Raw genomic sequence first — 18995 nt, 5'->3', positions numbered from 1 at the left:
CGGCCGCGTCCACCGCCACCGACTGCACAGCCTCGCCTTCAAGGGCGAGGACGCCCACGGCGCTCAGGCCACCTGGATCGTCACCGCCCCGGTCGCCCGGGCCATCGCCGTCCTCGAACACTTCCAACCGGCCGACAAGCCCTACCTGTTCGCCCCGCCGCTGACCTCCCGCAGCTACCGCCAACGCCGCAGCCTCTACGGCGTGCTGGACAGCAACGCCACCAACACGGACATCACCGACCTGATCAAGTGGATCAACGACTACTGCACCGCGCACCAACGCCTGGACGGCATCCCACCAGAGCGCGGGCAGGTGCCGCACCTGACCACGCGGCGCAGGCGGACCCTGGCCTGGTGCATCGCTCGCCGCCCCGGGGGCACCATCGCCGGGGCCCTGCAATACCGCCACCAGGGAATCCAGATGTTCGAGGGCTACGCCGGCACCAGCGACCCCGGGTTCCGCGACGAAGTCGAAGCCGAAGAGGCCCTCGCCACGGGCCAGTTCCTCGCAGAGATGGGCGCCGACAGCGACCGCCCGACGCCGGCCGGCCCGGCGCGCTGCGTTCACGGACCTGACCCCACGAGCGTCGATGCGGACGGGGCGCAGAGTTCTCGAAGCCGAGTGCGCTTACTCCGTTGCCGGCCGTGGGCGCCATGCGCCGTCGAGCGGGATGCCGGCGGAGGCTGCGATCCGGTTGCGGGAATCGACCAGCCGGGCCCTGAGCGCGGCCAGGTCGACGTCCACCAGTACGCCTTCGCGTTTGACCACGCGGCCGGCGACGAGGACGGTGTCGACCAGGCCGGGGTGGCCGGCGCTGACGATGGTGGCGGCCGGATCGGTGACCGGGAAGACGGTCAGGTCGTCGGCGCGCAGCAGGATGATGTCGGCGTCCTTGCCGGGTGTGAGACTGCCTGTTCGGGTGGCGAGTCCGCACGAGGCGGCGGCGTCGATGGTGGCGAAGGCGAGCAGGTCGCGGGAGCGCAGTTTGCCGTCCAGGCCGCGCTGCACGGCGAAGGCGGTACGCATGGTGGAGAACATGTCGCCGCCGACGGAGGGGACGTCGTCGATGGACAGCGTCGGGCGCAGGCCGGCGGCCAGCGCCCGGCCGGTCATCGGGTTACCGAAGCCCATCTTCAGCTCGACGTCCGGGCTGATCGACAGCGAACTGCCCGCGTCAGCGAGCATCCGCAGTTCCTCGTCGCTGAGCCCGTTGCCGTGCACGAATGTGGTGGTGTTCCGCAGCAGACCGTGCTCGCGCAGATCGGCGATCGCGCCGCTCACGATGTCCACGTGGAGGCTGGTGCGCAGGCCGAGTTCGGCCGCCAGTTTCAGCTCGCGGGCGACGGTGTCCATGCTGGTGGCCTTGGGTCCGCGCAGCCCGAACGCCATGGTGACCAGGCCGTCGGCGGCCAGGTCGGAGCGGACGCGGCGGATGGCGGCGTCGACGGGGTCGGGGGTGCCCCAGCCGGCGCCGAGGCAGAAGATCGACCGCCCGGGCGCCTCGCGCAGCGCGGCGATGGCGGCGTCCTCGTGCTGCGGGGTTTGCGCGACGTGGTACCAGTCCAGCATCGTGGTCACGCCGGAATGGAGGGCCTCTAGGCGGCCGAGCAGGGTGCCCGCGTAGACGTCCTCGGGCTGGTAGTGGGGTTTGACCGTGCCGTGCATGGCCTCGGCCCACTCCGGGAACGTCCAGTCCGCGCCGACGCCTCGGAACGCGGTCTGCCAGGTGTGGCGGTGGTTGTCGACGAAGCCGGGCATGACGATCCGGTCGGTCGCGTCGATCACCTCGGCGTCCGGTGCGTCGATCCGTTCGGCGACCTCGACGATCACGCCGTCCTCGATGAGCACGTCACCGCGGGCGAGATCGCCTACAGCTGGGTCCATGCTGACCACGATGCCGCCGGTGAGCAGGGTTTTCATCGGGTGAACTCCTTTGTAGATGTTATTGGTTGGTTCGAGTTCGTGCCGTGGAGGCCGTCGCGGTTTCGCGCGAGTGGGCGCGCATCAGGCGCGGGCGGTCAGGGCCTTCTGCCGCAGGTAGCCGATGAGGGAGAGCGCCAGGGCCAGGCCGCCGGTGAAGTACAGCTGGGCGCGGGTTTCGCCCTGGCGGGCCATGAGGGCCAGGATCGCCACCACTCCGGCCAGCGCCACCCAGGTCAGGGCCGGGAAGGCCCACATCTCCCTAGGGCTGGTTGTGGCCAGACCCGCGCCGGTCACGAGTGGGGCACGGGCCGAGGGCGTCGCCGCAGCACGCGGCCGGCGCTCTGGTGGCGGTTCAGGCACTCGCCGCCGTGGCGTGTACGGCGTCGGCCGCGGCGAGCGCGTCGGCGACCAGGTCGGCGGTGTCCTCGGTGCCCGCGGCCAGCCGGACAAGGCCCAGCGGAACCGAGTCGGCGATCTGGTCCTCGCTGAGCATGCCGCGCCACATGGACGCCGGATGCACGGCCAGCGACTCCACACCGCCGAGGCTGGCCGACCGCAGGGAGTAGCGCAGCCGGCCCAGGAAGGCGTCGGCCATCTCAAAGCCGCCGGTGAACTCGATACCGAGCACCCCGCCGAAGCCGCTCATCTGCTCGGCCGCCAGCTTGTGCTGCGGATGGGTCGCCAGACCGGGATAGTGCACCCGGGTCACGGCGGGATGCTCGTTCAGCGCCTCGGCGAGAGCCAGGCCGTTGGCGTTGTGCCGTGGCACGCGCAGCGGCAGAGTACGTATGCCGCGCAGCAGCAGCCACGCGTCGATCGGGCCGAGGGTGGCACCGGTGAGCAGGCCGACGTCCCAGATCCGGTCCAGGAGCCCGGCGGGCCCGGCGATCACTCCGGCAGAGACGTCCGAGTGGCCGTTGAGGTACTTGGTCGCGCTGTGCCAGACCAGGTCGATGCCGAACTCCACCGGGCGCTGGTTCAGCGGGGTGGCGAAGGTGTTGTCCGCCATGGTCAGCACGTCGTGCGCGCGGGCCAGGTCCGCGACGGCGCGCAGGTCGGTGATCTGCAGCAGCGGATTGCTCGGCGATTCCACCAGGATCAGGCGGGTCCGCGGGGTCAGTGCCTTCGCGAACGCCTCCGGGTCGGTCTGGTCCACCAGAGTGGTCGACACACCGAGGCGCGGCAGCAGGTTCAGCAGCACCGAGCCCGTGCCGCCGTAGGTGGACTTCTGCCCGATGACATGGTCACCGGCGGAGACCAGGGCCAGTACGGCGGTGGTGAGCGCGGCCATCCCGGACGCGGTGACCATGGCCGCCTCGGTGCCCTCCAGCTCCGCGACGACGGCCGCGACCTGAGCGTGGTTCGGGTTGCCGAAGCGGGTGTAGAAGTCCTTGCCGCGCGGTTCGACGGCGCCCTGCGCGAACGTCTCGCCGTCCTCGGCCCAGAACGTCGCCGTCTGGTAGATCGGTGGTGCCACGGCACGGCTGGGATGGATCCCGCGATCGGCGTGGACGGTGATGGTGCTCTTGCCCGGCATGGCTGCCCTCCGTGGACCGTTGGGGTGACGCCATCAAGCGTCGGCGGCCGACGCCCAGAACTGGACTGATCACAGCAACTTTGGCAGCAAATTGCGCCCGCTACGGGCGCATGATTGTGGTACTCAGCGGCCAGGCGCAATAAACTGCCCCCCATGGACGAGGTGGACCGATCGATTCTGGCCGTGCTCGAACAGAACGGCCGGATCAACAACAACGAGCTCGCCGCCCGGGTCGGGCTGTCACCGTCACCCTGCCTGCGGCGGGTGCGGCAGCTGGAGGAAGCCGGCGTCATCCGCGGTTACCGGGCGCTGATCGATCCCGCCGCGGTCGGCCGCAGCCTGCGGGTGTTCGCCGGGGTCCGGCTGATGCGGCACACCCGCGCGCACGTGATCGCGTTCGAGCGCGGGATCACCCAGCTGCCCGAAGTGGCCGCCTGCCACCACATCACCGGCAACTTCGACTACCTGCTCCAGGTCGAGGTGGCCGACCTGCCCTCCTATGAGGACTTCCACGCCAACCAGTTGGCCGCCTTGCCTGGCGTTGCCACGGTGACCAGCTACGTCACCATGAAGACGCTCTCCCCCGACACCACCTGACGGCCTGGCCCCAACCGCCGCCGGTGCGACACATGGACCGCGGTGTGATTGCCCGCGCTCCGGCACCTGGGGCCAGAGCGGGGGCGACGGTGGGGCGGTTGAGTGGTCAGAGGGTGATAGTGCCGCGGATACAGACGGTGGCGGCGCCGCTGACCCAGACGGTGCCGTCCGGATCGGCGGTGATCTCGATACTGGCGGCGCGCCCCAGCCTGGTGCCTTGGGAGACCCGGTAGGTGGAGGGTGCGGCGCCGGTGGAGGTGAGCCACTGGCCGACGCCGGCGTTCATGCTGCCGCACGCGGGGTCCTCGGGGACGCCGGCGCCGGGGGCGAAGGTGCGCATCTCGAAGTGGTGCTCGGATCCTGCGGGGTGGGCCCCGATGGCGCCGACCATCGCGGTCGGGATGAGGGACAGGTCGGGTTCGAGGGCGAGCACCTCCTCGGCCGTGGCCAGTTGGACCACGGCCCAGCCGGGACCGTTGTCCACCCACTGGTGGGCCAGGACCCGCTCCCGCGAGATCCCGAACGCGGCCACGATCCGGTCCAGATGGGAGTTGTCGAGGGAGCCGACGCGGACCCGCGGCGGAGCGGCGAAGGACAGTGTGCCCTCGTCGCGGCGCACGGTGACCAGGCCGGCGGCGCACTCCTGCACGATCCGGTCGGCGTGCTGCGGGGTGCCGCCGCCGTCCATCCAGGCGCGCGCGGAGCCGAGGGTGGGGTGCCCGGCGAACGGCAGCTCGCCCTGGGGCGTGAAGATCCTCAGCCGGTAGTCCGCTTCCGGCATCGTCGGGGGCAGGACGAACGTGGTCTCGGACAGGTTTGTCCAGCTCGCCAGGCGCTGCATGTCCTCGTCGGCCAGATCCGTCCCGTCCAGGACGACCGCGACGGGGTTGCCGCGATAGGGGAGCGTGGAGAACACGTCGACCTGCACGAATGAGCGTGAACGCGGCATGGTCATCGAGGGCCTTTCGGTAGCGGTGGAAGCGGATCTCTGTCCGTCCGCCCGTTGGCGGGAGCGTGTCCATCCCAGCGGGGCCCGCGCGGCCGGGACAGAGCCAGTCGCCACACAGTGGACCGATTTGGAGGCGCTGAGGTGGGGCCTGCGCCGCTCGCACCGTCGTGAGCTCGATGGAGTCTCGGCCAGGTCGGCAGATCCCAAGGCGACCCCGTCGTCGGTTACTGCGCGTCGGCAGGTGTGACCAGGAGACCGCCGACGAAGGTGTGGGTGGGAGTGAGGTCGCGCAGGGTGTCGCTCGGGCAGTGGGCGGGATCCTGGTCCCAGATGGTGAGGTCGGCGAGGCGGCCGGGGGTGAGGGTGCCACGCAGACCCTCCTCATCGGTCAGACATGCGGCGTTGAGGGTGTGCAGGGTGACCGCCTCGTCGTAACTGATCGCGTGCTCCGGGCCCTTGACGCCGATGACGGTCTGCCTCGTCGTCATGCCCCACACGGAGCGCATCGCGCCGAACTGGCCGACGGGGAAGTCGGAGCCCGCGCTGACCTGGGCGCCCAGGTCGATCCAGCCGCGTGCCGGGAAGAGGCGGGCGACGCGTTCCGGGCCCCAGAAGGTCTCCTCCACCTCGGCGGTGTCGTGCAGCAGAGGCTGCTGGATGGTGACGGGGATGCCGAGGGCGACCGCGCGGGCGCGCTGCTCAGGGCCGGCGAGGCCGCCGTGCTCCATCACCAGCGTGCCGGCGGGCAGGCCGGGGTTGCGCTCAAGGACGCGTTCGTAGACGTCGAGGAGGGTACGGACGGCGCGGTCGCCGTAGGCGTGCGTGCCGACCCGCCAGCCGCGCCGGACCACCGCCTCGACTGCCTCGATCATCGCGTCCGGCTCCCAGATCAGCATCCCGGAGAAGGAGTGGTCACAGGCGTACGGCTCCTCGGTGGCGCCGGCCTCGAGGCCGCCGTCGAGGCCGAACTTCACACCCCAGACCGACAGCCAGGAGTCGGAGTCGTTGCGCCACTGCTCCATGGTGTCGAGAAGGTCCTCGACCTGGGCCGCGCTGGTCATGCCGAGCGCCGAGATCAGCGCCCGCACCCGGGTCTGGAGGGCACCCGCTTTCCGGGCGGCCAGGTACACGGCGTAGTCCTCGGGGGTGACCGCGCAGTCCCGGACGGTGCCGATGCCGGTGGCGGCGTAGTCGCGGGAGGCCAGGCGCAGTCCCTCGATGCGCTGATCCCGGTCGGGCGCCGGGACCAGGTGTTCCACCAGGTGCAGGGCATTGTCGATCAGCCGGCCGTCCAGCTTGCCGTCGGCGTCGCGGCCGATGGTGCCGCCGGGCGGTACCGGGGTGTCCTCGGTGATGCCGGCCAGACGCAGCGCGTAGTGGTTGACGACGTCGTTGTGGCCGCCGCGCTTGACCAGGACGGGGTGCTTGTCGGTGGCCGTGTCGAGTTCGGCCGCGGTGGGCATGCGGCGCTCGGCGAGGTTGAGTTCCTGCCAGTTGGTGGTGGTGCGGATCCACTCGCCCTCGGGGGTGACGGCGGCCCGCTGCCGGATCAGGTCCAGGAACTCGGGGATGGTGCGGGCCTGGTGGACGGGCACGTCCTGGGCGCCGAGCCCGGCGAAGACGAGGTGGGTGTGGGTGTCGTCGAAGGCGGGCAGCACAGTGGCGCCGGGCAGGTCGTGAACCTCGGTGCCCGCGCCCACCAGGTGCTCCAGGCCGTTCGGGTCGGCGGACACGGCCATGATCCGGTCGCCGCGCACGGCCAGTGCCCGCTGCGGGGCCTGTCCGGGCACCAGGGTGTGTACCGCGCCGGCGCGGATCAGCAGGTCGGCTGTGTGGTCGGTCATCGTCTTCTCCCTCAGCTCGCAGCGTTTCGAAGGTCTCGCTGACAAGACAGTTGTACGAACTGCTCGGCGATTTGCTGCCATATTCAGATCTGGGGATCAGGAAACACGTCATGAATAGGGTCTGATTCGCAGATCATGCGCCATTCGCCATCCGGATGGGCGTCGGAGAGCAGCCGCCTGTTCGCGTCGCAGCGTGCCTCCTGACGCGAGGCACAACCGCTGCCTGGTGCTGCTCGACACATCGGGATGCGGCGCGTCACCCACCTGTACGCCGACCGCGCCTGCGCGCTGGTGCGCCGGGCTGGCGCTGTCGGCCCGATCCTCGGCGGCAGTGACGAGGTCTCCACGACCGATCCTCTTCCGCGGCGGCCCAGACACCCACCATGCCCTCCGGCCGCGCGACCGGTCCGCTAGCGAATCCGTCGGCCCTTCATCGTTGTGGCTCGGGGAATACCACGCGGAGGGTCTGGACTCGCCTGTTCCGGCGGAGCATGAGCCAGGCGAGGGTCGGCGGGCAAGGGTCGGGGATGCCGACGGGGTTGGTGACGTCCATTTCCCAGATGGTGACGGTGCGGCTGGCCACCACATGACGTAGGTGCTGGGCCACGCCCTTTTCGCGGTTCCTTCGCATGGCGGGGATGGGATGGCAGCGTTCGCCGGGCGTGCTCAGGACGCCGAGCAGTTCGGTCTCGGCCGGCCAGAGCTCCAGGATCTCCCTGGGCTGACGGCCGCGCCGGGCACCCTCCAGCGTGGCCTCGGCCTCCTGCCGGCTGTCCTCGGTGAGCCGGGTGGCGTCGTCGTGCAGGTGTGTGGCGGTCGTGAGCAGGACCTGGGCGAGCTTGGCCCGGGCCTGGTTGAGGCGGCTGCGCACGGTACCGACCGGGATCTCGCAGGCGTGGGCGATCTCCTGGTAGGAGGTGATGTCGCTGAAGTGGCGCAGCATCAGCACCAGCCGCAGTGGTTCGGGGAGTTGTTCCAGCGCGTCCCAGATCCAGTCGCGCATCGCGTGCTGGTCCACGACCCGCTCGGGATGTGAGGGATACGACGGCTCGTGCTCATGGGCGTGCAGGTGGTCGAGGCCGTCCAGGCCCGGTGTCTCCCGGGCGGCGCGCAGTCGCATGCGGGAGGTGTTACGCACGATCGCCCGCAGCCACGCGCCCACGGCCGCGGGGTCCTGGACGTCGCCGATGCGGCGCAGTGCCGTCAGTGCGGCGTCCTGCACCGCGTCCTCCGCGTCGGGGCCGTAGCCGAGCAGGCTCAGCGCCACCGCGCGCATCGGTGCGTGGTGGCGGGCGAGCAGCAGCCCGAGCGCCGCGGTCTCACCGGCCTGGGCCCCGCGGGTGAGTTCCTCGTCCGTGGGCGGGTTGAGGGCGGTCATGGTGTGCGAATGCCTCCATGGCGACGTGGTTCGCGCCCGCGGGGCTTCGGCGGCTGCCGGCCGAGGACTTGGAGTGGGCCTGTGCTGCATCATGCCCCGGTCACCGCAGGTCTGGCAGCCAGCTGCCGTGGAAACCGGCCGGGACGGGGTACGGCAGCTCCACCACCGCTTGGACGGCAAGCTCCCGGGCGTCGAGCACGAGCAACTCGCCCGCCCTGCCGTGGTCGTCCGAGACGAGGGACAGCAGCCAGCCCTCGTCCTCGCCGGTGCCGTCCGCCGCCGGTATGAAGACCGCCTCGCCGGCATGGCGGCCGCGGGGTGTCTTGTGGAGGTGGCTGGTGCCGGTCGTGAGGTCGTGCTTGGCGATGCCGTCGCCGGAGACCGTGTACAGGTAGCGGTGGGGGTGTCCGGTGAGGGCCTCGTTACGGGTGGGGAACTCCGCCTCGCGGTCGTCCAGTTGGGATTCGGTGACGCGACGGGTGGCCGGGTCCAGGGTCCAGCGGTACAGGACGGAGAGGGCGACGGCCGGGGAGCGGCCCGGTTCCCGTACCGCGACCGGGCCGCCGATTGCGGACCATGCGGTACGGAAGCCCGTGGGGTCGTGGCGTACCGCGTCCAGCACGATCCGGCCGTGGGTGTCCTCGTAGGCGTTGCCCACGTGGAAGATGTAGCAGTCGTCGATGTCGTACCACCGCACGTCGGTGCTGCCGGGCGTGCGGGACATGATCCCGAGCCGGGCGCCGTACGCCTCGTCCCACCGGTAAGGCATGCCGCCGCGTCCGGCCAGGGCGAAGTCAAAGACGACGGGGAGGTCCATCCACACGATGTGGTGCTCGGTGATGGCGAAGTCGTGCATCATCGTCGGCCCCGGCACCTCGACCGGCCGACTGTCGAGCAGTTCGCCCTGCGCGGTGACCCGGTGGGAAGTGAGGTACGGCGGGGTGAACCCGGTGCCGAACAGGTGCAGTTCGCCCGTGACAGGGTCCTCCTTGGGATGCGCGGTCATCGCCGTCCGCAGCCGCCCGCCGAAGTCGTACGGCCCCACGGTCTCCAGCTCGTCGGTGACCCAGTAGGGCAGGCCTGCCTCGCACAGAGCCAGGACCATGCCGGCGTGCCTGATCACGTGTGTGTTGGCCGGTGTCGCCGCCAGGTCGAGAGTGAGGTCCTCGCGGATGAAGGGGTGCCCCGCCAACTCCCGGGTGTGCACCCACCGGTTGCGGTACCACTTGGCGCGTCCGCCGCACAGCCGGATGCCGTGCAGCATGCCTGAGCCGGTGAACCAGTGCCCGCTGACCTCGCCGGGCAGCGGGTTGGGGCCGTTGCGCAGATAGCGCCCGTCCAGCTCGGGCGGCAGCGAGCCGCGCACGGTGAGACCGGCGGCCTCGCGCTCCTCCGGGACCGGTGCGAAGCGGCCCCGGAGGTGGCGAGGAAGGGATGTCCCTTCGGTCATGCCCGTGTTCCGGGCGACGCGGCCTTCCTGACCAGGGCTGCGACCTCGGCGGGCTTGGACACGTACACGGCGTGGCTGCCGCTCGTCTCGGTCACCGTCGCACCGGCCCGTTCGGCCATGGCGCGCTGGGCCGGCGGCGGGATCATGCGGTCGTCGGTGGCGACCAGGTAGAAGCTCGGCCTGTCGCGCCAGGCGGGGTGGGTGACCATCTCGCCCAGCGCGGCCACGCCCCAGGGGACCTGGGAGTCAGCCAGGAATCGTGCCTCGTCGGCCGGCAGGTCGGCGGCGAAGGACGCGGCGAACTTCTCCCGGTCCAGGAAGAGGAAGCCGTCGCGGGGCGGCAGGATCGGCGGAACGGGCGCGCCGGGCGGCGGGTCGGCGATCAGCGTGTTCACGGACTCGTCCTTGTCGGGCGCGAACGCCGTGACGTACACGAGCGCGCTCACCTTCTCGTGGTTGCCCGCCTCGGAGATCACCGCGCCGCCGTAGGAGTGGCCGACCAGTACGGTCGGGCCGTCCTGGGCGTCCAGGACCATCCTGGTGGCGGCCACGTCGCCGTCGAGGGAGAGGGTGGCGTTCTGGACGACGCTGACGGCGTAGCCGTCGGCGGTCAGCAGGTCATAGACCCCCTTCCAGCCCGAACCATCGACGAACCCGCCGTGGACCAGGACGACGTTCCTTGCCTCAGTGCTCATGAGCACGCACTCCTTGGGTGTTGGACTGCTGCGGTACGACCGTGACAGGCGCCTGGGCGGCCTGCAGACGCGCCTGAGCGCGGGCCGGATAGACCTTCGTGAAGACGGCGGGGCCGACGAGGCCGACGACATGGGCGGCGATCCCCACCCAGGCCGCGGCATCCACCGCGCCCGCGACGGCCAGGCTGACGCCGATGAACGTGAAGCCGGCGCCCCACGCGCTGGTGATGTGGTTGTTGACCCGGATGAACTCCGGCATGTCCCAGAACTCGCGCGGCGTCTGGCGCTTGGCGATGCCCAGTGTGAAGGGGCGGCTGATCGCCAGCGTCCCCCAGGCCGTGGCCGCGAGCCAGGCGAAGGAGAGGACATCGGTGTGGTGCGACAGGGACGAGTGCGGGCGCGCGACGGCGACGGAACCGACCACCACGAAGTACACGATGGTGCTGGCCTCCAGGATCAACGCGTCGAGGTCGACCCCACGACGCCGATCCTGGAGCAAAAGCAGCAGCCCCGACGCGAAACCGCTGACCGCACCCCAGCGCCAGTCCACGAAGCCGGCGACGATCCAGGGGATGAATCCGCGAAAATAACCCATTGGCCTTCCTTGCTGAGCGGGAACGAAGATGGTCGACGCGGACTAGATGCAGAACGGGCAGGGAAGTTCGAAGCTCGTCATGTGATGCCAGTCACACATGACCGGCCGGGTTCCTGCTGCCGCGACAACGCGACGGCCGGCGCCCCGCGAGTGCGGGACGCCGGCCATCGCGTCGGGCGTCAGCTGGTGACGGCCGCGTGCAGGGCCTTCGCGTACAGGCTCTTCCAGAGCCTGCCGGCGCCTGGCATCACGACGAATACAAGGAGCGCGATGGACGCCAGGGTGAAGGGGAGCGGGCGCACCCACTGGTTCCAGGTAGCGAACCGGTCGGCGATGGTCAGGGAGTACAGCCGGTCCGTGGTGTAGATGGTGGCCAACAGGGTGAGGAACTCGGCCCAGTGCGGCATGGTCGGCCGACGGAAGATGTGTCTCACGACGAGTTCCTCTCTCAGCCGAAGTGGCGGATGCGGGCTGCGGTCGCGGGGGCGTAGGGCAGCCAGTTGCTGGTTGTTCCGGTGGTGACGAACTCGGCGACGGCGGTCGCGAATTCGCGGCCCAGGGCGGCGCGCCGACCGTCGTTCGCTCCGGCGAGGACGGGGCTGTCGGCGGAGGCGTCGAAGGTGTTGAAGAGGAAGGGCAGTTCGGCGCAGTGGGTGGCGCCCAGGGCGTACGGGTCCTCGGCGGGGACGTAGTCAAACTGGTAGACGTAGGTGGTGTTGCCGCCGGCCGCGTGATGATCGGCGACCTCCAGGGAGCCATCGCGGAAGAGGCCATCGGTCTGGATGTCGGTGAAGATCTGCGCCGGTGTCGCCTGCTCGCCGAGGCGGGCGGCGTGCTGCCGGTAGACGTCCTGGGCGGCCTGTCGGCCGATCTGGACGGTGAGGACGTCCAAGGCGCCGGTGGTGGTGAGGTGCTGGATGCGAGGGTCGAAGGCGAAGAATGCCGTCGCCTCGTCGCGGGTGGTGCCGATCAGCAGCGGCTTGCCCTCCAGCGCGCCGTCCGCGAGCGCCTGTTGCCGGGTGCGGGGCAAGCCGGGGCCGCCGAGGACCGGGTACATCGGCGGCGCCGCGTTGCCCGGAGTCGCGAGCTGGGCGGAGAGCCGGCCGTAGGCGTCCAGCAGTTGCTTGGCCGGCAGGGCGCGCAGGGCCTTCGCGGTGTCGGTGCCGTCGTGGATGCCCAGCAGGCGCAGGTAGGCGGCGGCGTTCTCGGCGGCCTGGTGGGGGTCCTGCGGGTTCAGGCCGAAGGGGCCGCTCTGCAGCAGCACCCGGGTGATGGACTCGTTCGTCGCGGGGTCGAGGGCGAGCATCAGGGAGGAGTAGGCCCCGGCGGACTGCCCGCCGACGGTGACGGTGCGCGCATCGCCGCCGAAGGAGGCGAGGTTGTCCTGGACCCAGCGCAGCACGGCGGCCTGGTCCTGGGGACCGAGGTTGACCGCACCGATCTCCGGAAGGTAGAGGTAACCCAGCGGTCCCACCCGGTAGTTGGCGGTGACGACCACGATGTCACCCAGCGCGGCGAGACGGCCGCCGTCGTACCAGTCCCAGCCACCGGAGCCGCTGGTGAAGCCGCCCCCGTGCCACCACACCAGGACCGGGCGGGCCGCACCGTCCTCCAGCGCCCGGCGCGGGGTGAAGACGTTGACGGTCAGGCTGCCGTCCTCGTTCCAGTCCGGCACACGCTGCCCCTGCACCTTCTCCAACCGGGAGGCGGCCTGCGGCACGGACGGTCCGGCCTGTGCCGCATCCCGTATGTCCGTCCAGCCGGGGTGCGGCTGCGGCGGCGCGAACCGCAGCTCGCCCACTGGCGACGCGGCGTACGGGATGCCCCGGAAGGAGACCGCCTCACCCTCCATGATTCCCCTGACCTTGCCCCGGTCGGTGTCCACGACCATGTGCTCGATACCGGTCATCGTGCTCACCTGCCTTCTCTCGTCTCTGTTGTCTGAGACTTTTCTAGGCGAGCACGGATATCTGAGCCATAAATACCTGCCTCGGTCGAGTAAATAGGACATAGAATCTAGTTTCATGGAGAAAGTACGCCATCGGCTGGATGAGACGGACAGTCGGATCGGCGCCGCGATGCTGGCCGCCCCGCGCGCCTCGTGGCGTACGGTCGGCCGTGTCCTGGGCGTCTCGGAGCGCACCGTGGTGCGGCGTGCGGCACCGCTGTTCGGCGACGGGACCCTGCGGGCCACGGCCGTGCGCAACCCCGCGCACTTCCCCGACCTGATCCCGCTGGCCCTGCGCATCCGCTGCAAGCCCAGCCGGATCAGCGCCATCGCCGCCACCCTCGCCCGCCGCCCCGACACCATCTGGGTGGACGTCCTCGGCGGCGGGGACGAGATCTGCACCATCCTGTTCCTGGACGGCCCGGACGCACGCAACAACCTGCTGCTGCGCGACCTCCCCGCCACCCCCGCCGTCCAGTCCTGGACCTCACACGTCCTGCTACGGGTCTTCCCGGCCGCCTTCGACTGGAGCGGCGGCCTGCTGACCCAGACCGAACTGACCAGCCTGCGACCGGACATGCCCGCACCACCCACCCGGCCCGTCCTCCAGCCCGTCGACCACCAGCTGATCACCGCGCTCATCGAAGACGGGCGAGCCTCCTACACCGACCTCGCCCACCGCGCCGACACCACCGCTCTCACCGCCCGCCGCCGTCTGGAGGCACTGGTCGCCGGCCAGGTCCTCCGGCTCGCGACCGAAGTCGACCTCGCCCGGCTGGGCATCCGTACCGAGGCACTCCTGTGGATCACCGTCGCACCCGGCGGACTGGAAGAGACCGGCCGGCAACTCAGCCGCCACCCCCAGGTCCGCTTCGCCTCCGCCACCACCGGCACCGCCAACCTCCTCGTGACCGTCGCGGCAACCGACCTCAACGCGCTCTACGTCTTCCTGAGCGAGACCATCGGCGCCCTCGAACACGTCACCACCCTCGAGGTCACCCCCATCCTGACCGGCGTCAAACGGACCGGCCTGGTCCGACCAGGCAGCCTGTGAACCGGGCACGGGCGGCCTTCCGCAAAGAATCCGGCGCGTAAGGAGTCCTCCGACACAAAGGTCTTCATCGACCTCGTCATGGCGTGGACGACGGACAAGACCGAAGCCTGTCCCTAATTTCATCTCGTAGCTCCAGTCCGTGCCGGTGGGCAGTACCGGTACGGACTGGGCGAGGACGACGGAGACGTGCCAGTCCACCCGTTGGTGCGCGTCGATGTCGTCGGGGAGCGGGCTGCTCTGAGGGCTCCTAGGCGGGTGGGGCTCGGGGCTGTCGTGGAGGTCTGTGATGCCTCGAACGCTGGGGAGCGGCGCCATCAGCTTCGGTCTGGTGACCATTCCGGTGAAGCTGCTGAGCGCCACCGAGCACCGTTCGCTCCGGTTTCAGCAGGTTCATACGGAGGACCTGGGCCGGGTGCGGGTGCGTGAGTTCTGCGAGGCGGAGGGCCGTGAGGTGTCCGCGGGGGAGATCGGCAAGCGGTTCGAGGTCTCCAAGAACACGCTGGTCGCGGTCGCGGACGAAGAGCTGGAGCGGATGCCGCTGCCGACCGCGAAGGCGAACGAGATCGTCGCGTTCGTGCCGGCCGCGTCGATCGACCCGGTGCGGCTGAGCGGCGACAGCTACTTCCTGCAGTACGACGGACCGGTCGCGGCGAAGCCGTATGCGCTGATCGCGCGGGCGCTTGCGCGCAACACGAAGGTGGCCGTCGCGAAGCTGGCGTGGCACGGGCGCGAGCGCCTGGTGCTGCTTCGGGTGAAGGACGGAGCGCTGGTCGCGCATGTGCTCAAGGGGGATGACGAGGCGCGCGACCCGTCCGAGCTTGTGCCGAAGGACGTCACGGTCACGGACTCCGAGATCGACGAGGCGCTGCTGCTGGTGGATTCGATGACGACGGACGACATCTCCGGCTACCGGGACGAGTACCGGCAGGCTTTGGAAGCGGTGATCGAGGCGACGTCCGGGGGCCGACAGCCGCCGAAGCCTACCGAGGAGGCCGAGGAGCCGGGCGGGCAGGTCGTCGACCTGATGGCCGCCCTGCGCCAGTCGCAGCAGCACTGCGGACCATCGTGCCGCGGTGAACGCCAGCTGCACGAGCGCCAGTTCGAGTTGTCGTGGTCGACGTCCTGGTACCCCTCGCACACCGACTCCGACCAGGGCGGTTGATGGTATCGGCAAGTGCAGGGGCGTCGAGCTGACGCGACTTCATTCACCCTTCCGTGGCGACTACCCCGGCTGGGCATCGGGCAGCCTCGCTCTAGCAATACGGGCAAGTCTATACATCTCGCCCGCATGAACCGAAAGGGTGATGTCATGAGTAGTCAGTCCACTTGAAAGGCTGCCGTATCGGTTCTGCTGGCAGGTGGCGCTGCTGCCGGGGCCGTGGCGGCCGCCCCGGAGCGCGGTCCGCTGTTCCGGCCCATGCCGGCTACCGCTACCAGGCGACGGCGGCGCACGTGGTCTCTCCGGTGCCGCTGAACGTGCGCTACGGCCCCGGCACCACCCACTGGATCATCGGCAGCCTCGGCAACGGCAGCCGTGTGCGGATCGCGTGCAACGCCGACGGCGCCAGCGTCCACGGCCATGACCGCTGGTACAAGCTCGCCGGCCGAGTTGACTGGGTCTCGGCTCGCTACGTCCACAGCCACGGCTCCGTGCCCTCGTGCGCCGGCTGACGTAACGCCGCCCCACGTTGCGGCCCGCCCGCACCCGGTGGACGGACGCCGCCTCGCGGGCGGGGCGCAACCCGCCCACAGCCGCCGGTGCCATCCGCGGGGGATGACCGTGCGCCGCCGGCACGGCCAGGCCCGAGCCGTCAGCGCTTCAGGAAGGTGCGCCCTGGTGGGCGACACCTGGTGTGCCGGGCCACCCGTAGACGGCATATCCGCCGTGGCTCGCCACACCGTGCGGGCGGCCTGGTCTGCGAATTCAGATGGCAATCCGATTCAACCGGCGCCGAAGCCCGGGATCTGAGCAGCGGTCAAAGCTGTGGAACACCGGTCCGAGGCTGCGCGCGCACCCACCGACAAGAAGGGAGGCAGCATGCCGAACGTGAAGCGGCGCACGCTGCTGAGTGCGGCAGGCGTTCTCGGCGGGGGAGCGGCGTTGTCGCTGCTGCCATTGAGCGTGCAGAGGACGGTGGCGGACGGACCGACGGGCGGCGGCTCGCTGGCGGACGTCGAGCACGTGGTCCTGCTCATGCAGGAGAACCGTTCCTTCGACCACTACTTCGGAACTCTGGCCGGGGTGCGGGGATTCGACGACCCGGACGCGCTGCGACTTGGCACCGGGCGGTCGGTGTTCTACCAGCCGGATGCGGACCATCCCGACGGCTATCTGCTGCCGTTCCACCTGGACACCCTTACCACCAGCGCGCAGACGATCGGATCGACCAGCCACGCCCGTACGGTGCAGCACCGGGCGTGGAACGGCGGCAGGATGGACCAGTGGCTGCCCGCGCACCGGGCCGCCGACGGCACACGCGGCCCGTACGTCATGGGCTACTACACCCGCCACGACATTCCGTTCCACTTTGCGCTGGCCGAAACCTTCACCGTCTGCGACCACTACTTCTGCTCGGTGATGGGCCCGACCTGGCCCAACCGCATGTACTGGATGACCGGCACCGTCGATGCCGCAGGCAGGCACGGCGGCCCGATCCTGAACAACACCGTCCCGGTCGGCGGTTACACCTGGACGACCTACGCCGAACGCCTGCAAGCGGCCGGCGTCAGTTGGAGGGTCTACCAACAGAGCGACAACAACGGCTGCAACATGCTCGCGCAGTTCGCCAGGTTCCGCAAAACCAAGCCCGGCGACCTGTTGTATGACAACGGCATGGCCTTCCGGCCCGCGGGAACCTTCGAGGACGACGCTCGCAGGGACCGTCTGCCCACGGTCTCGTGGATCATCGCTCCCACGGCCCAGTCCGAGCACCCCCACCACCTGCCGGCCGCGGGCGCCGAGTTCGTCGCCTCCAAGATCGAGGCGATCGCCTCCAACCCGAAGGTATGGGCCAAGACCGTCTTCATCCTCAACTACGACGAGAACGACGGCCTGTTCGACCACGTACCGCCGCCCACACCCGCCTCGGGGGCTGCGGACGAGTTCGTCGCCGGCCTGTCGATCGGCGCGGGCTTCAGAGTGCCGTGCGTCATCATCTCGCCCTGGACGATCGGCGGCTGGGTAGCAGGCGAGACCTTCGACCACACCTCCTGCCTGCGGTTCCTCGAACGGGTCACTGGAGTCAGGGAGCCTAATATCAGCGATTGGCGCCGCCGCACCTTCGGCGACCTCACCTCGGCCCTCGCCTTCCCCCGCCCGAACGCGAACCCGTGGCGCCGCGGGCTGTCCGCCCGGGTCCCGATGCTCGGCCTCGAGCAGCCCGCACTCCCGCCGCCGCGACTACCGGACACCGCCGAACAGCTCAACCGGGCCAAGCGGCAGGCCGGCACCCTGCCAGCCCCCACCGTTCCCGGCCCCGGCCGGCAGACCCCACCCCGGCAAGAACCCGGCAGCCACCAACGTCGCTGACGCCGTCGCCCTGAAGTCTCCCCGTGATCTTGGGCGGTTGTTGTGACGCCGCGCGGGCTTGATCTTGCTGGTAGCGCAGGCATGTCTCGTGGGGCGTGAGGTAGCCCCCCAGTCGCTGTGTTTGCGCAGGCGGCGTCTGATGGGGGTCTCGACGAAGTCGAAGATGTCGGCTCGGGAGGTGGCGCGGTCGGGCCAGAAGCGGGTGCCGATTTCCTCTTTGAGTACGGCCTGGAAACTCTCCGCGGCGGCGTTGTCGAAACAGCTTCCGGTACGGTTCATGCTCTGCCGGTGTCCCAACTCGGCTATGCGAGTGCGGAATTGAGCGGAGATGTGCTCGATCCGCGGTCGCTGTGGATCACACAGCCGGGTTCCAGGCGGCCGAGGTCGGCGGTCATGTCGCGGGCGTCGGTGACCAGATCGGCGCGGTGGTGGTCGGCCATCGAGTACCCGATCACTTCCCGGGTTGGGCTGGTCGGGGCAGTTGCTGAGGGCGCCGGAGAGTGCAGCGTGTTCGGGGGTGTCGATGGTCAGGCCCCACCTGGTCTTGTCGGCGCCCCAGTTGGTGGCGTACTGGCAGCGGTAGCCCTGGGCGCCCGGCCGCCAGTGCTGGGGGTCCTGGTCGGCCTTGCTGCGGTTGGAAGCGTGTGAGTTGGCAGGTTCACACCCTGATGCGCCGTCAGGCATCCACACACCCAACAACGTGGCAGTCCCTCTGTGAGCGGTGCGCACCGCTGACGGCAGTGGTGCCCAGCGGATTTTCCGCCCCCCTTCTCGCCGTTCCGGGCAGGAAGAATGCGTGCCCGCCGCCCGAGCGGGACGTCCGCAGCGGGTCCCCCGGACGGAGCCCCCTCGTCGTTACGGACGTCGTTGAGCCGGTCGAGGGAGTCGAGGCGGCGGGCACGGCAAGGGTGTCATGACCGTCATCTGCTTTTGGGCTGATCAGAGCGTGGTTCACAGCGGGACGGACCTGCGGCCCGGGCCACTTCCTGTATCGATGGCCTCCACAAGGGAGAGTTACAGATATGTCAGTGTTTGTGGCACGAATCATTTTGTCCACCTCGTGGCAGCGAGGGGGGACACAGTGTCGGGTCTCGGCACCGAACCGAGAATTCGGATGGCACGCCGGCCCCCACGAGGGTGGGTGTGCTCGAACGTGGTCGCCGCACACACCCAACTGCGGCTCGCTCGCCCACTCGCTGCCGACCGGCGTCGTCCCTGGGAGAAACCCAGTTCCCCGGACAGGCCTACTCCCGCCCGCGTCCGCCGCGACTTCCGACACATCCGCCCGCAAGCGGCCTGTCCGGCCCAAGCACCGAAACCTTCTCGTCCGGGCCCTGGACGACCACCAGGCCGCAAGAACACCCGACCCACACCCCGCCACGACGTTCACACACCCAGCAATACACCGTCAGCGAAGCAGCGAACGAAGAAGTCAACCACCCCACGACCACGCCGCACGGGTTAAAGATCACGCTAGTGAGAAGCGTGCGGGGAT

17 protein-coding genes and 1 pseudogene are annotated in these 18995 nt (G+C 70.0%); 6 read left to right on the top strand and 12 right to left on the bottom strand.

Annotation, left to right across the window (positions count from 1 at the left end; translation table 11 throughout):
• Positions 1-628 precede the first annotated feature (628 nt).
• From ACZ7M2_RS30540 to ACZ7M2_RS30530, 3 genes are all read right to left on the bottom strand, one after another.
• The gene (locus ACZ7M2_RS30540) at positions 629-1921 is read right to left on the bottom strand and encodes an amidohydrolase family protein (protein WP_471598025.1); all 1293 of its coding nucleotides are present in this window, start codon (positions 1919-1921) and stop codon (positions 629-631) included.
• 84 nt (positions 1922-2005) lie between these two features.
• The gene (locus ACZ7M2_RS30535; protein WP_471598024.1) at positions 2006-2179 is read right to left on the bottom strand and encodes a hypothetical protein; all 174 of its coding nucleotides are present in this window, start codon (positions 2177-2179) and stop codon (positions 2006-2008) included.
• A 97-nt stretch (positions 2180-2276) separates the two neighbouring features.
• The gene (locus ACZ7M2_RS30530; RefSeq protein ID WP_471598023.1) at positions 2277-3461 is read right to left on the bottom strand and encodes a trans-sulfuration enzyme family protein; all 1185 of its coding nucleotides are present in this window, start codon (positions 3459-3461) and stop codon (positions 2277-2279) included.
• Positions 3462-3614: 153 nt separating this feature from the next.
• Between ACZ7M2_RS30530 and ACZ7M2_RS30525 the strand changes: the two genes are divergently transcribed.
• On the top strand, positions 3615-4058 hold the full coding sequence (locus ACZ7M2_RS30525) for an Lrp/AsnC family transcriptional regulator (RefSeq protein ID WP_471598022.1): 444 nt from the start codon (positions 3615-3617) through the stop codon (positions 4056-4058).
• Positions 4059-4164: 106 nt separating this feature from the next.
• On the opposite strand, the gene ACZ7M2_RS30520 is transcribed toward ACZ7M2_RS30525, so the two are convergent.
• The 8 genes from ACZ7M2_RS30520 to ACZ7M2_RS30485 form a co-directional block, all read right to left on the bottom strand.
• The gene (locus ACZ7M2_RS30520) at positions 4165-5007 is read right to left on the bottom strand and encodes a PhzF family phenazine biosynthesis protein (RefSeq protein WP_471598021.1); all 843 of its coding nucleotides are present in this window, start codon (positions 5005-5007) and stop codon (positions 4165-4167) included.
• A 224-nt stretch (positions 5008-5231) separates the two neighbouring features.
• The gene (locus ACZ7M2_RS30515) at positions 5232-6851 is read right to left on the bottom strand and encodes an amidohydrolase (protein WP_471598020.1); all 1620 of its coding nucleotides are present in this window, start codon (positions 6849-6851) and stop codon (positions 5232-5234) included.
• 430 nt (positions 6852-7281) lie between these two features.
• Complete coding sequence (locus ACZ7M2_RS30510; RefSeq protein WP_471598019.1) at positions 7282-8229, bottom strand: RNA polymerase sigma factor; 948 nt, start codon at positions 8227-8229, stop codon at positions 7282-7284.
• 100 nt (positions 8230-8329) lie between these two features.
• Complete coding sequence (locus ACZ7M2_RS30505) at positions 8330-9679, bottom strand: carotenoid oxygenase family protein (protein WP_471598018.1); 1350 nt, start codon at positions 9677-9679, stop codon at positions 8330-8332.
• On the bottom strand, positions 9676-10374 hold the full coding sequence (locus ACZ7M2_RS30500; RefSeq protein ID WP_471598017.1) for an alpha/beta fold hydrolase: 699 nt from the start codon (positions 10372-10374) through the stop codon (positions 9676-9678). Before ACZ7M2_RS30500 ends, ACZ7M2_RS30505 begins: the two co-directional genes overlap by 4 nt.
• Positions 10364-10969 carry a hypothetical protein gene (locus ACZ7M2_RS30495; RefSeq protein ID WP_471598016.1) on the bottom strand — a complete coding sequence of 202 codons (606 nt, stop codon included), beginning with the start codon at positions 10967-10969 and terminating at the stop codon, positions 10364-10366. Before ACZ7M2_RS30495 ends, ACZ7M2_RS30500 begins: the two co-directional genes overlap by 11 nt.
• 179 nt (positions 10970-11148) lie before the next feature.
• Positions 11149-11403, bottom strand: a complete 255-nt coding sequence (locus tag ACZ7M2_RS30490; RefSeq protein WP_471598015.1) for a hypothetical protein — start codon at positions 11401-11403, stop codon at positions 11149-11151.
• A gap of 14 nt (positions 11404-11417) precedes the next feature.
• Positions 11418-12878, bottom strand: coding sequence for a carboxylesterase/lipase family protein (locus ACZ7M2_RS30485; protein ID WP_471598014.1), 1461 nt, complete (start codon positions 12876-12878; stop codon positions 11418-11420).
• 115 nt (positions 12879-12993) lie between these two features.
• Between ACZ7M2_RS30485 and ACZ7M2_RS30480 the strand changes: the two genes are divergently transcribed.
• From ACZ7M2_RS30480 to ACZ7M2_RS30465, 4 genes are all read left to right on the top strand, one after another.
• On the top strand, positions 12994-13971 hold the full coding sequence (locus tag ACZ7M2_RS30480) for an Lrp/AsnC family transcriptional regulator (RefSeq protein ID WP_471598013.1): 978 nt from the start codon (positions 12994-12996) through the stop codon (positions 13969-13971).
• 286 nt (positions 13972-14257) lie between these two features.
• On the top strand, positions 14258-15133 hold the full coding sequence (gene ku / locus ACZ7M2_RS30475; protein ID WP_471598012.1) for a non-homologous end joining protein Ku: 876 nt from the start codon (positions 14258-14260) through the stop codon (positions 15131-15133).
• Positions 15134-15435: 302 nt separating this feature from the next.
• A complete protein-coding gene (locus ACZ7M2_RS30470; protein ID WP_471598011.1) occupies positions 15436-15642 on the top strand; it encodes an SH3 domain-containing protein in 207 nt (68 codons plus the stop codon).
• 367 nt (positions 15643-16009) lie between these two features.
• Entirely contained in the window at positions 16010-17500 is a 1491-nt protein-coding gene (locus tag ACZ7M2_RS30465; RefSeq protein WP_471598010.1) for an alkaline phosphatase family protein, read from the top strand.
• A gap of 302 nt (positions 17501-17802) precedes the next feature.
• Here the strand turns inward: ACZ7M2_RS30465 and ACZ7M2_RS30460 are convergent, their stop codons facing one another.
• Positions 17803-17940, bottom strand: a complete 138-nt coding sequence (locus tag ACZ7M2_RS30460) for a hypothetical protein (RefSeq protein ID WP_471598009.1) — start codon at positions 17938-17940, stop codon at positions 17803-17805.
• Positions 17941-18596: 656 nt separating this feature from the next.
• Here ACZ7M2_RS30460 and ACZ7M2_RS30455 point away from each other — a divergent pair.
• Positions 18597-18965: pseudogene (locus ACZ7M2_RS30455) on the top strand (NF041680 family putative transposase); the annotation flags it as partial.
• Positions 18966-18995 lie beyond the last annotated feature (30 nt).

The sequence above is a fragment of the Streptomyces sp. NPDC111507 genome (genome assembly GCF_055638955.1).
The sequence above is the reverse complement of the archived record's forward strand: the minus strand, read 5'-3'. Positions and strand labels throughout refer to the sequence as shown.

Coding starts and splice junctions, on each gene's coding strand:
- ACZ7M2_RS30460 (WP_471598009.1), bottom strand. CDS start 17,940: ATGGCCGACCACCACCGCGCCGATCTGGTCACCGACGCCCGCGACATG.
- ACZ7M2_RS30480 (WP_471598013.1), top strand. CDS start 12,994: ATGGAGAAAGTACGCCATCGGCTGGATGAGACGGACAGTCGGATCGGC.
- ACZ7M2_RS30510 (WP_471598019.1), bottom strand. CDS start 8,229: ATGACCGCCCTCAACCCGCCCACGGACGAGGAACTCACCCGCGGGGCC.
- ACZ7M2_RS30465 (WP_471598010.1), top strand. CDS start 16,010: ATGCCGAACGTGAAGCGGCGCACGCTGCTGAGTGCGGCAGGCGTTCTC.
- ACZ7M2_RS30500 (WP_471598017.1), bottom strand. CDS start 10,374: ATGAGCACTGAGGCAAGGAACGTCGTCCTGGTCCACGGCGGGTTCGTC.
- ACZ7M2_RS30530 (WP_471598023.1), bottom strand. CDS start 3,461: ATGCCGGGCAAGAGCACCATCACCGTCCACGCCGATCGCGGGATCCAT.
- ACZ7M2_RS30520 (WP_471598021.1), bottom strand. CDS start 5,007: ATGCCGCGTTCACGCTCATTCGTGCAGGTCGACGTGTTCTCCACGCTC.
- ku (WP_471598012.1), top strand. CDS start 14,258: ATGCCTCGAACGCTGGGGAGCGGCGCCATCAGCTTCGGTCTGGTGACC.
- ACZ7M2_RS30540 (WP_471598025.1), bottom strand. CDS start 1,921: ATGAAAACCCTGCTCACCGGCGGCATCGTGGTCAGCATGGACCCAGCT.
- ACZ7M2_RS30485 (WP_471598014.1), bottom strand. CDS start 12,878: ATGACCGGTATCGAGCACATGGTCGTGGACACCGACCGGGGCAAGGTC.
- ACZ7M2_RS30495 (WP_471598016.1), bottom strand. CDS start 10,969: ATGGGTTATTTTCGCGGATTCATCCCCTGGATCGTCGCCGGCTTCGTG.
- ACZ7M2_RS30535 (WP_471598024.1), bottom strand. CDS start 2,179: ATGTGGGCCTTCCCGGCCCTGACCTGGGTGGCGCTGGCCGGAGTGGTG.
- ACZ7M2_RS30505 (WP_471598018.1), bottom strand. CDS start 9,679: ATGACCGAAGGGACATCCCTTCCTCGCCACCTCCGGGGCCGCTTCGCA.
- ACZ7M2_RS30525 (WP_471598022.1), top strand. CDS start 3,615: ATGGACGAGGTGGACCGATCGATTCTGGCCGTGCTCGAACAGAACGGC.
- ACZ7M2_RS30515 (WP_471598020.1), bottom strand. CDS start 6,851: ATGACCGACCACACAGCCGACCTGCTGATCCGCGCCGGCGCGGTACAC.